This window comes from Stieleria sp. JC731 (genome assembly GCF_020966635.1).
Taxonomy (GTDB): domain Bacteria; phylum Planctomycetota; class Planctomycetia; order Pirellulales; family Pirellulaceae; genus Stieleria.
In genome coordinates this window covers 720759-736798 of the sequence record NZ_JAJKFQ010000001.1, presented here as the reverse complement: position 1 = coordinate 736798, position 16040 = coordinate 720759, and the positions used below count along the sequence as shown (strand labels likewise).

Below are 16040 nucleotides of genomic sequence, written 5' to 3'. Positions count from 1 at the left end.
CCCGTCAAATCGCGAATGACCGGATGTCGATGAAGATGCAGAAGGTAGGTTCCATCTCCATCGACTCGTGGTATTCGTGAAAACTTTCTTTCCCAGTCGCCAACAAGCAAAAGCGTGTTTCACGATCGCAGCTATCGGGCTGCTGATTGTTTCGGGGTGCTCGCGCGCGTTTTATCGCCGCCAAGCCGACACCGATGTTTACCAGATCTACGCAGAAAAACGCTGCGAAGAAGCGTATACGATTCCGCCGCTGCCGGGCATCGAAGTTGACCCTCGATCACGCTTCTTCGATCCGTCGCCCGATGACTGCCCTGCCCTACCGATTCCGGAACCAAGTCTGTACGGCTACGAACTCCCGTTCTTGGCGACCGGAAATCCATACGTCCAGCCATCGGCAATGAGCGCCGACCAAGGCATGATCAATTCGGATGCCCCGAATGATATCCCCGATGGCAGCAATCTTGAAGAATTGATCCCACCGGACGGTGAATCGATGGAGGAGCTGCATCCACCGGTTGAGACTCCCGACGAGCTGAACGGTCCCGAAACCGATCTTGCGTCTTACTTGATCCCGGAGCTTCCTTCTGACCCCGAAATCGAAGCCAAGGTTGATCAAATCAGAAAGATCACCGAAGCAGCGACCCAAGTGCGGCTAGCTGAATTGGTTCAAGAGTTCGCTGCGAACGAAGGCAGCAGCGATGCGCAAGACAGTGCTTCCCCAAGCAGTGAAAACAGCAATCTAGGTCTTCAAGACCGCATCCCCAGCGACGAAGACGACGGTAACTTACGAATCGTTCCGATCCCGGGCGAATTCTGGAACAAGCTGCCCGATTCATGCCTGCGACGAATGATGGAATTTGATTCGGTCCGTCAAGAATTTCAGCGAACTTACAAATCTGAATCCGACGAACGAATCGATGCGTTTCGTAGCGATGCTCCGCGATTGACATTGCCCATGATCACGGAACTGTCAACGTTCAATACACGAGCGTTGCAAACGCAAAAAGAAACGCTCTACCGTTTTGCGCTCGCCCTGAGCGCAGAACGCTATGAATACCTTCTGCGTCCGACGCGCCGTGGAAACGGAACGGGTTCAAATTTCCAATACCAGCGGATCAGCAGCACCAGCCAATCGGGACTGACCGTTCCGACACAAGCTGCCGTTTCAAGAACGACCGCCACGGCAGGACAGTTTCTGTCATCCTTTGCCAATGACGTCGTACTAACCTTCAACGGGCCACAGGGTTTTTCTGCGAATATCGCATCCGAGCTGTTGATCAATTTTCAGCAAACGATCTTCCAGCGTGACATCGTTTTCGAAGACTTAACGCGAGCTGAACGAAATGTGATCTACGCGGCGCGTGACTACATCCGATTCCAACGGTCGTTGTTTGTTGACTTAGCCGAACGCTACTACCAACTGCTACTAACGTATCGCCAAATCGAAATTAGCTCGCTGGACTACTTCAGTAACTTGCGAGCGTTTCTGCAAGGACGAGCCGAATACCTTCAGGCTGGGCGAATCCCCCGTGTTCAAGTCGACCAGTTCGAACAGAACGCCCTGAGCAGCAGCAGCTCTCTGGTACGTTCATGCAACAACTTGGAAACGTCGCTAGACCGATTGAAGCTGGATATCGGACTGCCTCCGGAAATGGCTCTTAACTTGAACCTTGAAGAGCTTGAGAACCTAACCGCCAGCGATTCGCTAACCGTTACACGTGAGCTGGTTTCACGAACACGTCGCTCGTTACTGGACGCCGAAGGTGCGCAGATCTCTGACCGCAATGCGGCTGTCAATGCCGCGATCGTGCTGATCAGCCGCCTTGAGGAAACGCTTCAGGCTCGCCGCGAAATCGAAGGTTCCGACGAGACAACACCAGCGGAAAACAAGACGCCGCTTCTAACGGCCAAACTGCGATTGCTGGAAGCGCGGCTTCAATCCGACGCACTCGAACAAGACCGCGAACAGTTGCTGCGGACGGATACCGCACCAGCAACCGCGTTCTATCGCACTGTTGATTTGGTTGATTCACTGCTCTTGCAGGTCCAACGTGCTATGGACTTCGACTATCTGGTGACTGGGGCAAACCCACGCTACCAAATCGCTGACGAAAAGATCCAAACAAACTACGACAAGCTTGACGACTTGGTGCTTCAGTGGAAGACAGCCGAGAAGGATCAAAACTTTGACGAATTCGACAACCTTGTTGATTCCGTCAATACGCTGCTGAGAGAAACGCAGACACTTGCCAGCGAATTCGTTGATCCGCTTGTCCCACGCGATGCAGACGCTTTCGACACTTTGATCGAAGACACCATTAGTGAATCAATCTCACTTGTCGATCAAGTTGAAACCAGTGATCTTGGAGGCCTCGATCCCGTTGATATCGAAACGGATGACGCGATGCTATTGGCGTTGTACCAACGACTGGATCTCGCGAATCAACGTGGCGATTTGGCTGATGCTAGGCGTCAGATCAAATTGGCTGCCGACAACCTGCGCTCGATCCTTGACCTGAACGTCTCGCATCGACTATTCACCAACCGAAACATCGTGAACAGTTTCGAATCGAGTGCAGACGGTTCCAACACCCGTCTGAGTTTTTCGCTGGATACTCCACTGAATCGCCGGTTGGAACGAAACGCGTACCGACTTGCCTTGATCGACTACAACCGAACACGTCGGGCGTTAATCGAACAAGAAGACAATATTAAATTCAGCATCCGTGAAGACCTTCGACAGCTACGACTGCGTCGCAATCAATACGAAATTTCGGTCGCACGAGCAGCATTGGCGTACGAACGAGTTGTCAGCACGCGGCTACAACTGCAACTTTCGGTAGGCAATGTGGTCGCACGTGACTTCCTCGAAGCACAACAGGCCTTCACGTCGGCGTTGAACTCTGTCGCATCCGATCATATCTCGTTCATCTTGGACCGAATTACCCTGTTCCTGGACAGTGAATCGATTCGCCTGAACGAATACGGATACTGGGATGAAACAACCGACGATCGGGTCATCCTGCCGGCGATCCCTGATTTCTACGACGCGAACCCAAATCCCTACGGTCGCCTTCCGGCCTGCCTGAAGTACAGCGATGAAATCCGGCAGAATCACTAATTTTCCGTCCTGTGCTTTGACAGGTGAAGGAATCACAGTTGCCAACGTATTCTCTTCACGACTGCGATACATCGCCAGCGCAATGGCATTGCTACTTGGCGTCGTCGCTATGAACGTGACTGAATGCCAGGGAGTTGAAACGACTTGGCAACAGACGCCGCTACCCGGCAGCCCGACTTTCGATATCAGTTCACCTGATTCGAATGACGAAGACGAACGACTCGATAACGAAGCACGCCTTAGTTTGATCGAAAGTCGACTTGCGGAATTGTCGCGACAATTGGATTCGGAGACTCCCGTATTCGACAACGGCTTGTCATCACAACTTGTCTCATCAAAGTTGGTCTGTGATGCAGCTTGCGAAGGCAACACAGATACTGCGTTGACCGGCACGACACACCATGTGGTGTACGACAAAGGCTTCATCCTTCGTCCGTTATGTCCTCAACAAAACCCCTTCGAATTAAAATTCGAATTCCACAATCAATTCCGTTACACCGGATTTGAATCGCGCTACGATTCGGTCACTTTGGATTCAGGTCAACAGCTACAGACGCCAGATCGCAACGATTTCAACATCAACCGCGGACGACTCGTCTTTTCCGGGTATGCGTTCGATCCACAGCTACAGTACTACGTCAACATCGATTACAGCACGGTTGCGGCAGACAACATCGAACCACTGCTGGCATGGATTTCATTCGACCACGGTCAAGCGATGAAGCTTTACCTAGGGCTCGGCAAAGTCCCTGGTAGCTGGGAGTGGCAACAGACCTCGCGATACACCCTTGGTATCGATCGATCTCTGGCGACGACATTTTTTCGTCCATCGATCAGTGCCGGAATCTGGGCCAGCGGAGAGCCGGCCGATGGGATTCACTACACCGCGTTTGTTGGCGATGGTTTTAATACGTTGACGCTGCGTCCAAATCAGCTTGACACCCAACTGGTCTACTCGGCGATTACTTGGTGGGAACCCTTGGGTGACTTTGGCGTCGGATTCTCCGATCTCCAATCGCATGATTCACCAGTCGTCCGCCTCGGCCACGCATTGACAACAACGACGAACGAGAGCAGCCCGGATTCGACCCCCGGCGTGGAAGGCACCGTGATTCGCCTGAGCAATGGCCAACGACTGACAGACCTAAACGCCCTTGCCCCGGCGACCCGTGTCAGCGAATTTGATCTTTGGCTTTATAGCGCCCACATGGGAATCAAACATCGCGGGATGAGCCTAAGTGGCGAATACTTTGTCCGGCATCTACGAAACATTCAGGCGGATACCGGCGCAAATTTCGGATCGATTGTCGACGTCGGATTCTTTGCCCAAGCGAGTGCATTCTTGGTACCCAAAAAGCTTGAAGCCTTTACGCGTGGTTCCCTGGTCGACGGAGATTTCGGTTCGGGTGATGAAATCTCGTTCGGCTGCAATTGGTATCTCTTTGGAAGCCGGTCAGCTCGCGCGACTGCCGAAGTAACGTCACTGAACGACTCACCAGCACAGCAGTCGCGGACAGGATATATCGCAGGCGGCAGTGGCACGTTGCTTCGCATGCAATTGTGGACGATGTTTTAGAACGCCGCTGGTTTTTAGAAGGCCACTTACCACCCTGCATCAAACGAAAAGCGGGCTGGCATTGCTTTGCAATGCCAACCCGCTTGCTGAGTTTAAAAAAACCGATGTGTCTTAGGCGAAGAACTTTTTGAGCGTATCGTCGCTCGGTTTGGGTGTGACGAGCGAAACGCCGACCATCACGATCAACGAGCTAGCCAACATGGCGACGACCGGCATCAGTTCGTACTCCTCGCCACCGAGCGGCAACTTCAGCACATAAGTCCGCAAAGCGTCTTGTTGCAGTGCCTGATAGAACATGTATCCCCAGCTGGCGATCGCAGCAAAAATACCGCTGATGGCACCAGCGGCGGAAAGCCCACGCCAATACAGGGCTGCAAAGACAATCGGAAACAGCGCGCTGAATCCGCTGAAACACCAGACACCCATCGCAAACACGCTTTTCGGATCCAACAGGCCCAACACATAAGTCACGGCCACGATTCCGATAATGAACAAACGTGTGTAAAGCACTTGCTGCGAGTCCGACACGTTCTCCTTGCCCTTGTAGTGCGTGAGCACATCATTGGTAAAGATTGTCCCCAGGCAGAGAAACTGGCTATCAAGGCTACTCATAATCGCGGCCAAAATCCCTGCGGCGAGCAGTCCGCCGAGCACCTTGCCCGTTTGAGTTTTGACAAGGAACGGCAATACCGTATTAGGGTTACTCGGCAACGGAGGCTTCGGTGGGATCAATTCACCCGTTGCCCAAATACCAACCAAAACGCACGGCACCCACACGATCATGATGAACAATGGGTGGCAAATCACGGGCAGTTTAAATGTGTTCGCACTCTTGGCCGTCATCCAGTGCTGGAATAGGTGTGGAAACATCCCGACCGATAGCGGAATCAGCAGGTAAGTTAAGAACTTCGTCTTGCTCATTTCGATCCGGGTTAGCTTTTCCGTTGGGACCGATTCGGCAAGCACCTTCAAGTTCGCCATCAAGCTGTCTTGCTTGCCGAGCTGATTGGCGATGACATAGAACGTGACCACACCAAGGATCATAAAAACGATCGTTTGCAAGGTATTCGCCCACGTGGTTCCACGCATCCCGCCAAAGAAGACGTAGACCAAAACCACAACACAAATCACCAATGAACCGATCCAAGGGGGCACGCCGCCGTGCAGCGCCATGATCGGTTCACCGGCAGGATTCAGAGCCGGAAAAAGACTCGGTGCCAAGCCGGCCGTCAATGATTGCACAACCGAGCCGCTGCTGATGACGCCAATCAGCAAATACGGGATCACCAGTCCGACCAAGATCGGGAACAGCAACAGCCCGATAAAGTCGTTGTCCAAGCGGTCTCGAAAGAATTCGATCTGCGTGGTGTATTTATGGCGGCGAGCATATTTCCAGACACGCACCCCAATGGTGAAGAAGCACAGCGAGTGAATGATACCGCTGCTACTGGCCAACATGCCGTAGACACCGATGCCTTCTTTGAACGCCTCACCACTACTTCCGACTAGCGCGAAAGCGGTCATCGTCGTTCCGAACAGGCTCATTAAAAGCAAGAACGGCCCGATCGAGTGACTGGCAACCTGGTAATCTTCCTTGGTGCCCTTAAAAAGCCGTCCGGACGACAGCCCCAGCATCAACAACAGGGCAAGATAGATGACTATAATGATGAGCTGTGGAAGCCCCGGGTGATCGAGTGCTTGAAACATTACGCTTCCTCCTCGGTCGTTGCCGGTGTCGCTTCTGCAGCTGGAACCGAAGAATCCTCATCGAGAGGCCATGCGATCACGGTGGCCAAAGCCCAAGTCAAACTGGCCGCGATTGATAGGCAAGCGTGCCAGAACAATCCGATCGGCATAAACCCGAACACCAATGTTTCGCTTTCCCAAAACCAATTGTCTTGATGCAGGATTAGCAACAGCACCACCAGTGCTGCGATAATCCAGGGGCCGCGTGAAGAATGACTTGACATACCGTGGGTCCGGTCGAAGTTGATTGGCAGGATGAATTTGGAAGGGTCCGACAGTGTACTCGGATCGGCAATGATGATGGTAGACGGGGGATCGCAACACGCCCGATTTGCTCGGGCGAACGCCTTGCATCCAAGCCGCAATCCGCCCGTGACAGTCAAGCTTTACCAAGGTTCAAGCTCGATCCAACAGCTCTGTGGGGAAAAAAGGCCCAACGTTTTGCTCTTTACGCCGATGGACTGATCCAGGGAGCCGGTCGCCGCGATCCCCCAAAAGATAAATGAAGAATTCTTGGTCTGGCGGATCAACGCATCGGAGCAGTCGAGCGGGCGTTCAACTTGATGACAACAGCTCTTCGCCAGGTGACGCCAGGACTCACCGCGACAATACTTTCGGTTCGATAGCGAAAGTCACTCTACAACGTCGGCATTCACGGATACCCTTGAAGCCACGAACATCGTCTCAACATCCCCGCACAAACCTTTCGTAGCTTCAAAATATCGACCGGCAGATCCCACGTTTGCGTCTTCCCGAGTCGCGTCTTAGCCTGCACGGTCGCCTGCTCGCCTAACCTTAAAGTCCCATCCTGCGGTCAAACGCAAAACGGGGCCAAAAACAGAATGGGGACGCAGATTGGACTCTCTGATACCAGATGGCTCAGATACTAGGAGGCTCAGAACGGTACAGCGAATGAATACCGAACTAGAACTTATCACCACTTGCGCATTCGGACTCGAAGCGATCGTCCGTCGCGAACTGCAGTCGCTCGGCATCGAAAGCGAAATCGTCGGTGCGGGCCGTCTAAAGTTTGACGGCGATTTGAAAACGGCAGCACTCGCGAATTTGCATCTTCGCTGCGCCGACCGAGTCTCGATCAAGGTCGCTGAATTTCCGGCTGCCGATTTCGACGCACTGTTCGAAACGACTCGAGCGATCGACTGGGCGAAATGGCTTCCCCATGACGCAACATTCCCGGTCACCGGACGATCGATCAAGTCAACTCTCACTAGCGTTCCTGCGATTCAGCGAAGTGTTAAACGCGCCATCGTCGATTCAATGATGGATGGACACGGGGTTACATCGCTTGCCGAAACAGGGCCAACCTACCGGATCGATGCGGCGATTTTTGATGACCAGGCGTCACTAACCATTGATACCTCGGGTTCATCATTGCACCGTCGAGGCTACCGCAGCGAAACCGCAAAGTCACCGCTACGCGAAAACCTGGCTGCCGCGATGGTGATGCTCAGCTTTTGGAAACCGGGAAAGCCACTTCTGGATCCGTTTTGCGGCAGCGGAACGATTCCTATCGAAGCGGCAATGATCGGTCGCAACATCGCCCCTGGCATCAACCGAACGTTTGCGATGACCGACTGGAACGACATGCCCGCTGATCTATTGAACGATCTCCGCAGCGAAGCAATCGCGGCTCAGAAACCGGCGTTGGAAGAACGCTTGATCGGCAGCGATATCGATGGGCGAATCTTGCAGGTTGCTCGTGACAATGCCAAACGCGCAGGGGTTGCCGACGACATTCACTTTGAACGCAAAGACGTCCGTGATGTTTCCTCCAAACGCCGTTTTGGCTGCTTGATCTGCCATGCCCCGTTCGAACGCGGAAAACCGGAATCGGATCAAGACCGTCCGTCACGACACCAACAACGGGACTGGGAACTGGAAGCCGTCTACAACACGCTGCCCAACGTCTTCCGCCGACTGCCCACATGGTCTCATTACGTCTTCACAAGCTATCGCGGATTCGAACATTTGATCGGCAAAGCCGCCGACCGAAGACGCAAGCTCTACAACGGAAAGATCGAAAGCACGCTCTATCAATTCTATGGGCCGAAGCCGATCGTCGAAGAACGTCAATCGGATAACGAAGTCACCGTCCTAGTCCACGCCGACGGGCCTGCCGCCTTCGGACAACTTGGCGCAAAAGCGGACGAGCAAGCCAGTCTCTTCGCTTCGCGTCTACGTAAACGTGCCCGGCACCTTCGCCGCTGGCCGATACGGCGAGGCATTACCTGCTTTCGGCTTTACGAGCGTGACATCCCGGAGATCCCTTTGGTCGTCGATCGTTATGAAGACCACCTGCATATCACCGAATACGAACGACCGCACGAGCGCGACCCAGCGCAGCATGCCAACTGGCTTGACCTGATGTCAAAAACGGCAGCTGAAACACTCGAAATCCCTGTCCAACAGGTTCACTTCAAGCGGCGTGATCGAGAGAAAAACTTTACTCAATACGAAAAGGTCGACCAAACCGGTCGACGCATCGAAGTCAACGAAGGTGGGCTGAAGTTCTGGGTAAACTTGGATGACTACATCGATACGGGATTGTTTTTAGATCACCGCCAGACCCGATCAATGGTGCGTGACCTAGCGAAAGACAAATGGTTTTTGAACCTCTTTGCCTACACCGGTTCATTCACCGTGTATGCCGCCGACGGAGGCGCCAAAAGGACAACCACCGTTGACCTTTCTGGTCCCTACACGCAGTGGACGCGAGACAACCTTGAACTCAATGGGATGATCGACCCTACTGAAACTAACAAACATCAACTCTTGGCGATGGATGTCGGAAAGTTTCTCGATGAACATCCCGCCGGTGAAAAGTACGATTTGGTCGTCTTTGATCCTCCGACTTATTCCCGTAGCAAGAAAACGGAAAAGGACTGGAACGTTCAACAAGATGCGATCCCACTGCTGCAAAAGTTACTGCCGCTGGTGCGTCGTGGTGGTGTGATCTTTTTCTCCAACAACTTCCGCCGATTCAAGTTCGATCACAGCGAATTAGATGTCAGTGAGTGCCACGAGATCTCATCGCAAACCGTTCCTGAAGACTTTCGCAATCGCCGAATCCATCGCTGCTGGCGGATTGTACGATGAAGCCAAACTAGGCGTTGGATTCGTCGACGAGTAAGTTGATGTACTCTTCGATTTTGTCCAGACGTTTGCAGACGCCGTCGAGGTCGGATTCGTGAGCCGCTTCTTCGCAGGACTTTGCCAACTCCGTTAACTTCGGAAGGCCCACAGTACCGCCAGACCCTTTGATCCAATGGATCTTTGTTGCCACCGCTTCCATGTCATCACCATGGAAGGACTTCCAGATGGCAGGCAGTTGTCCGTGGACTTTTGTGACCAAATCGATTGCGAATTGCCGCATCCAATCGTCAGGCAGATGATGCTCAGTGACCTCTTCGGCAGGTGCAGGTTCGGCATCAGTCATCGCAACGGGATCAGCCATTGCTGGGGGCTCTGACACTGCGACTGGATCAATCGCCGAATCTGTTTCGTCACATGTCTCGGACGGCGATTCGTCGTCCCGCTCGGCGATTCGAATTTGGCTCGAAGTCAACAATTGTGACGAAGTCGAATCGGCAATGTTTGACATTCCCGACGGGTGTTGCTGCCGCGACAGGTGCGCCCACTGTTTGACTTTTTCGAGAACCAAATCCAAGTCCAAGGGTTTGGATAGGTAGTCGCAACATCCTGCCTCGCGACATTTATTGTCGTCGCCAACCATGGTATTGGCCGTCATGGCGACAATCGGAATTGCCAGCCCGGCTTTACGAAGTTCCGATGTCGCGGTGTACCCGTCCATCAATGGCATTTGCATGTCCATCAGGACCAAGTCGATCTCACGCGGGATGATCTGCTTACGATCGTCAACGAAGTAGTCGTAGGCTTCTTTTCCGTTTTCAAGTTTCATGACCTTCGCACCGGCGTTGGTCAACAAGCGGTCGATCAAATCACGGTTCGTCGGTGCGTCGTCGACGACCAGCACCCGTGCACCATCGACCTCGATCGCATCCCAGCGAGATTCGGCATGCCCCAAAGCAAGTTTGATCGCTTCCATGCGGCTAACGCTGCGACTGCCTTTCACCACTGGCGCGGCGACTTGCAGCGTGAACGTGCTTCCTTCTCCAGGTGCACTGGCAACCGTCAGCCCTCCACCCAAAGCTTCGGCAAGGTGCTTGCTGATTGAAAGCCCCAGTCCGGTTCCACCGTATTTCCGTGTCGTTGAGGTATCAGCCTGCGAGAACGGGTCGAAGACTTTTTTCATCTGCTCTTCGTCCATACCGATCCCTGTATCTTGGATCGCGATGGATAGGAGCGGAGCACCGTCTCCGCCGGTCGGTTGATCGAACTTAATTTTGACGTCGATCCCACCATGGTCAGTAAATTTGATCGCGTTGCCCATCAAGTTGGTCAAGATTTGACGCAAGCGAGTCGGATCGGATTTCAACTGTTCGGGAATATCGGTTTCCGCCAACAGAGAGATCTCGATGCCTTTCTGCTGAACCTTTCCAGAAAGTGACTTGATCACATCGCCAACAATCTTCAGCGGAACACATTCGATCTGTTCGACTTCGATTCGTTCGGCTTCGATCTTTGACAGATCCAGGATATCGTTCAGCAGGTGCAGCAAGTGGCTACCGTTGCTATGAATCGTTTCGAGCTTCACGCGTTGTTCGTCAGGGTCACTCACAACACCCCGCAACATCAATTCGGTGTAACCCAAGACCGCGGTGATTGGCGTCCGAATTTCGTGGCTCATCCGGGCCAAGAAGTCGCTCTTGGCTTGATTGGCATGCTCGGCGGCGTCTTTGGCTTCTTGAAGGTGAACCTGAGTTGCTCGCAAGCGATCCGCTGTCCGCTCGATCTCGACATTACGCTGCTGTAGCGTTTCCGTCCGTTCGGCAACTTTGCGTTCAAGTGTTTGGTTCAGGTCTTGAAGCTGTCGGAATCCGTCGGCTTTTTCAAACGCAGCACCCGCCGCGGAAGAAAGATAGTTGGCGATCCTCAGTTCATCCTCGCCAAACATCCCCATCATGAACGAGTTGGCGACGTAAATGTGTGCTTCGATTCGACCGCGTGCCATGATCGGGCAACACAGGAACGTGCCGTAGTTTTGCGTCTTCGCACCTCGGTTGTCACCGGTCGATGTATCAACCAACCTTTCGAAGTCACAAACGATTGCGGATTTTCGTTCGCCGCATTGTTGAACGATATCAGCATCAAAGGGCAAATTTTCGGGATGGCTGATCAATGCACCATCTTCGTTTTTGCGAATCAACAAGACTCGGTCACCGCGAAGCAGACGCGATGTCGCTTCGATGATCTCGTGTTCGATTTCGTTTAAATCGGTGCACACGGCAATACGGCGACCGGCTTCCAACAATGCATCGAATCGATCCACCAAAGAAACAGACGAATCTTGATCCGTCGTGCCGACCGAATTTTTGTATTGCAACATCGCTTCGCGTGCGGCGTGGACGCGTTGTTGTTCAACCGGCCACCCCGCTTCGATCGCGAGATCTGAATACATCAGCATCGTTTGAACTTCTTCCAATCGCGCACCTTGCTTTCGGGCAACGTCGAGAGAGCGCTGAAAGTACTTTTGTGCCTGGAACATTGACCCGGTCAAAGCACTGACAGCGCCCATCTCGCGGAGCGCGTGGGGAAGCTCGTTCGTAAATTTCTTTGCGATCCGCAAGCCTTTGCGTGCGGCGGACTTTAATTCTTTGATATCCCGTTGTCGCTTCGAAGCGATTCGTGCCGGACGCGTTTCGATGATGCGACGCAGCGCCGAGACTCGCCAAACAAAACAAGGGCTGGTGTAGGCGTTGAAAACCGATGCGGATTCGGCCCTGCTGACCGCTTCGGAAAGCGCCTTTGCCGATTCGACATAGTTATCGCGATAGAAATGAAACACCGCGTGAGCCAATTTGACATGGCAATCTCGCTGAGCATCATCAACATCTCGGCCTACCTCGATTTCCAAAACGTCCTGTGGAATATTGCCCAAGGACGCTCGCGACCAGATGTCAACAATATTGCCAGTCCCTTGAAAATCACTGCGTCTTACAGCGGAACGATAGTTGGTCCTTGCCTGTTCAAGTGCTTCGACCAAGTTCCCTTGGCGATAAAGCGAACCTGCGTACTGGTATCGCGCGGTATGGACTTCCCAGTAGTCGCCGGTACGTTCCAGAATCGAAACCGCTTGGCTCGCTTCTTGGCTGCAAGCTTCGAACTGGCTTGATGAATACAGCAAGATACTGAGAAAGTGCCGCGATTGCCCCTGCCCCCAAACGTCGTGAAGGTCTTTGCGAATTTCGAGCGACTGTGTTGCATACCTTTGGCCACGCCCATACCAACCCAACAAGCTCATCGCCGGCGCGTGCTCGCTATACGCTTGCGCAAGTGTCGTCGTCGGTCGATATCGCTCCCCGCGATTCATGCCTCGCAGGTGCGACCATAGGGTGTAGTATTTGTCGCGGGTGTACCAATAGCCGTGTGCGATGTGACTGTAAAGCTTCTGACGCAACAGTTCGGTTTCGTCTGGCAAGCGATCACCACCATGGACCATTTTCGGAAAATACGTGTGCAAGGTTTGCACTGCGATTTCCCGCATCAATCGCCCCCCCAACTGCAAACGATTGTTGCAAATCGGTTCCCCAAGACGACGAAGAGCATCCTCGTAGTACTCGACGGCCTGTTGTTTGTTGCCACGCTTGAACGCTAACTCGCCAAGACGCGTCGCGACGACAGCCTCATCGTGATCCGTAATCGCGCTGACGGCGCATTTAGATAGCCACTCTTCGGCACTATCGTATTCACCTTGAAGCATCACCACTTCGCTCATCATCGATTCGACACGATGGCGAGTTTGTGGGTCCGCATATTGCTTGGCTCGGGAAGCGATCTCGAGCTGTCGCTTCGCACTGCTCAGTGAAAACTCCGCCCTCGCCGCGTCTGCCGCAGCCAACGCGTGAGAAAGGGCTTCGCGATGCATGCCAGCTTCGTCGAAGTGATACGCCAAATCATAGTGGGCAGAGCTTCGCGTTTCGGCGAGGTACGCTCCGAACCGACCGTGCATCTCACGCTTCTGTTCGGGCGCAAGATACTTTAAGACGGTTTCACGAATCTTGTCATGAGCAAAGGCGTATTCGCCGTCCGGCTTGCTCCAAATCAAACGCTGACGCCGGATATCCGCGAGCAGCGAGAAGCTGTCTTCGAGCTCAATTCCGGACAGCGTCGCGACGGCATCCAACGTAAACGAGCCACCGATAACGGCCGCAGACTCCAGAAACCGAATGGCCAATGGAGGCAAGTTCTTGATCCGTTCGGCTAGAACTTCGCCTGCACTTGCCGCGGTTTGGAACCCTGCCAAACGGTCATGGTTCAAAACCCAGCGATCTTGCTCCGAAAGCAATACCGAAGACTCGACCATCCCCCGCAACACGGCCGATGCCATGAACGGACTTCCTTCGGCATAGTCGGCGATGACTCCGATCGCATCCTGCGGAAGCGTTCCCGCCATCGATTCGCAAAGCCGACCGATGCTTTTACGGTCCAGCGGTCCTAACGAAAGTGATTGGTCAGGACGAGCAATTTCACTGATGCGCTTGCACTGTCCTTCATCCGGCCGAGAAAGCAATAACAGCATCGCGTGTGACGCTTCGCTGCGCGAGACCCGCTGCAATACACGAATGGATTGATCGTCCATCCACTGGCAATTGTCCAGCGTGATCAAGACAGGCTGCCCTGATGATCCCAAACCGGTAATCAGGATGGCGAAGGCAGCCAAGACTCGGCTTTGACCTCGGTCTTCAGGACCGGAAAGCCTTTTTCCGGACCACCCGAATACGTGTGCCAACGGCGGCATCGCGGTAAGAACTTCTTCGCGATAATCCGACATTAATTCTGCGAGTCGACATCGCAGTGCTTCATCGGTGTGACAGACGGCGGCCAGCCTTGTGATAACCTGCATCCAGGCCGCATTGGGTTCACCAGTGGCCTGATCGGTTGAATCGCCATGCAAGACGATACAACCTCGCCGAGTTGCCAACCGGCTGATCTCTTGCGTGAGGCGGCTTTTGCCCATCCCTGATGGCGACGCGATCATGACCTGTCGCCATGCGCCTTCGACGACCAACTCCAGGTTTTCGCTCAAGGCACGAATCTGGGCTTCGCGACCGACAAACGCCGGATCAACCAAACCGGCCCGTGCGTCGCTTCGCCCGATGACAACCGTGGAATCCGGATCATCGTTTTCGATCATCCGCAAGATGGCTTTAGCGTCATCGCATGCCGCTGCCGTCGACTGGTAGCGTTCGCGTGGTTCTTTCTGCGTCAGACGCTCGATCATCTCTACCAAAGGCGCCGGAGTCGAGCTTGGTAGATGATCGGTATCGAGGTCTTTGGTCGAATGCTGCAGCAGGATCTCGCTTACAGTCGTCGCATCGCACATTGGCTTGCCGGCCAGTGCGTAATACAGAATCAACCCTAGCGAATACAGATCCGAGGACGGGCCAATGTCGTGACGAATGATCCCCGCCAGTTCCGGCGAAGCATAGCGCAACATTTCGACGCTGGACGGGTTATCCGGATCGGTTAGGCCGACTCGCCATAGCGGTCCATACCCACCCAAAATCGCATGTCCGTCTTCTCGCAAGATGATATGCGAAGGTCGAAAATCACGGTGAATACAACCCTGACCATGAACTAGAACGAGTGCTTCTAGGAGATCAACAGCAATCGTCGTGACAAGGTGTGCCCCCAAAGGCCCTTCGCCCAACAAGTCACCAAGCGAACATCCCGTTTGAAATGGATACGCAACCTGCAGATGATCGTCGGCCCATCGATGCCAGGCCATCGCATTGTAGGAATCGCATTCAAACTTGCTTAACAGTCGAACTTCGTTGTCAAAACGGGACTGAAGGTCATCCGGCAAGATGGATCGATTAAGACGACGCAAGATAAACTGATCACCGGTTTGGTCGTCTTCGACCAATAAACACCTCACATCTTCGATATCCGACAGTCGGCGGACCAAGTGGAGGTGTTGTTCGGTTGGGTCGTTAAGGTTCATTTCGACGGAATCGAGTGTGGCCCAATTGTCGCACTGTGCGATACAAAATCGACACAGTTGTCGCTTCACTTCGTTGCGTACAAACAGCCGATCTGTTTGCTTCGCGTACGAATTCTGTTTGTCGAGGGTGGGGCCTCCTCGAGTCCAACGCATCACGTACCCGATGCGATACCGACACGTGCATCAGCTTTTATTACTGACAACGTGCCCGAAACCTGTTCTGTTCCAATGCGGCTGAAAGCTTGCTTTGATCGGACATCAACAACGTCCGAAGCAAACCCACAACTCGCTTGACTGTCATTCATGGACTTGGACCAATCCGACAGGCTGCGATGGCGTGGATTAACGGTCACGCACACCATGTATCTAGGAAACAGTAGGTCTCCGCTTATTTACCGAGGTGATATCTTCGGTAAGGGTTCACCCTCAGGGGTGGCTCACATGCGCCTCTGAATACTGGCGTACACGGCGTGATTCCCTAACGTAATAGC

At 53.5% G+C, this 16040-nt stretch carries 6 protein-coding genes; 3 read left to right on the top strand and 3 right to left on the bottom strand.

From position 1 onward, the window contains the following. Positions 1–76 precede the first annotated feature (76 nt). Both LOC67_RS27490 and LOC67_RS02340 read left to right on the top strand, forming a co-directional pair. Positions 77–3121 carry a TolC family protein gene (locus LOC67_RS27490; RefSeq protein WP_230260902.1) on the top strand — a complete coding sequence of 1015 codons (3045 nt, stop codon included), beginning with the start codon at positions 77–79 and terminating at the stop codon, positions 3119–3121. Further along, positions 3099–4697: a porin gene (locus LOC67_RS02340; RefSeq protein WP_230260901.1), complete on the top strand. Its 1599-nt coding sequence runs from the start codon at positions 3099–3101 to the stop codon at positions 4695–4697. Before LOC67_RS27490 ends, LOC67_RS02340 begins: the two co-directional genes overlap by 23 nt. A gap of 111 nt (positions 4698–4808) precedes the next feature. On the opposite strand, the gene LOC67_RS02335 is transcribed toward LOC67_RS02340, so the two are convergent. Beyond that, entirely contained in the window at positions 4809–6404 is a 1596-nt protein-coding gene (locus tag LOC67_RS02335) for a sodium:solute symporter family protein (protein WP_230260900.1), read from the bottom strand. Beyond that, positions 6404–6667: a DUF3311 domain-containing protein gene (locus LOC67_RS02330; RefSeq protein WP_230260899.1), complete on the bottom strand. Its 264-nt coding sequence runs from the start codon at positions 6665–6667 to the stop codon at positions 6404–6406. Before LOC67_RS02330 ends, LOC67_RS02335 begins: the two co-directional genes overlap by 1 nt. Before the next feature lie 688 nt (positions 6668–7355). Between LOC67_RS02330 and rlmKL the strand changes: the two genes are divergently transcribed. Next, positions 7356–9560 carry a bifunctional 23S rRNA (guanine(2069)-N(7))-methyltransferase RlmK/23S rRNA (guanine(2445)-N(2))-methyltransferase RlmL gene (gene rlmKL / locus LOC67_RS02325; protein ID WP_230260898.1) on the top strand — a complete coding sequence of 735 codons (2205 nt, stop codon included), beginning with the start codon at positions 7356–7358 and terminating at the stop codon, positions 9558–9560. A gap of 7 nt (positions 9561–9567) precedes the next feature. On the opposite strand, the gene LOC67_RS02320 is transcribed toward rlmKL, so the two are convergent. Then, the gene (locus LOC67_RS02320; protein ID WP_230260897.1) at positions 9568–15702 is read right to left on the bottom strand and encodes an ATP-binding protein; all 6135 of its coding nucleotides are present in this window, start codon (positions 15700–15702) and stop codon (positions 9568–9570) included. Positions 15703–16040 lie beyond the last annotated feature (338 nt).

Bases quoted from the DNA above. Each gene is read 5' to 3' on its own strand.
- LOC67_RS02340 (WP_230260901.1), top strand. From the start codon at position 3,099: ATGAAATCCGGCAGAATCACTAATTTTCCGTCCTGTGCTTTGACAGGT.
- LOC67_RS02335 (WP_230260900.1), bottom strand. From the start codon at position 6,404: ATGTTTCAAGCACTCGATCACCCGGGGCTTCCACAGCTCATCATTATA.
- LOC67_RS02330 (WP_230260899.1), bottom strand. From the start codon at position 6,667: ATGTCAAGTCATTCTTCACGCGGCCCCTGGATTATCGCAGCACTGGTG.
- rlmKL (WP_230260898.1), top strand. From the start codon at position 7,356: ATGAATACCGAACTAGAACTTATCACCACTTGCGCATTCGGACTCGAA.
- LOC67_RS02320 (WP_230260897.1), bottom strand. From the start codon at position 15,702: ATGCGTTGGACTCGAGGAGGCCCCACCCTCGACAAACAGAATTCGTAC.